Here is a 298-nt window from a genome sequence, read left to right on the forward strand (position 1 = left end):
TCGCTACATCATCAAACTCACGCTTACGTCTCTCTTCTAGTAAGTCGAAGTAAACCTTACCCGAACAGAATACAACGCGGCGTACCTTAGCGTTATCTAACTCATCCACCTCAGGAATCACCGATTGGAAGGTTCCTTCCGCTAGGTCTTCTAGAGACGACACACACTGCGGGTGACGCAATAGCGACTTAGGTGACATCACAATAAGAGGACGACGCATTGGGCGCACTACCTGACGACGCAGCATGTGATACACCTGCGCAGGGGTCGATGGCACAACAACCTGCATGTTCTGTTC

Annotated in this window: 1 pseudogene; it reads right to left on the minus strand. The window is 50.7% G+C overall.

Going from position 1 to position 298, the window contains the following annotated elements:
• Positions 1–298: pseudogene (locus tag AB4585_RS28685) on the minus strand (2-oxoglutarate dehydrogenase E1 component); the annotation flags it as partial.

It is taken from the genome of Vibrio sp. 10N.222.49.C9 (genome assembly GCF_041474985.1).
Classification (GTDB): domain Bacteria; phylum Pseudomonadota; class Gammaproteobacteria; order Enterobacterales; family Vibrionaceae; genus Vibrio; species Vibrio crassostreae_C.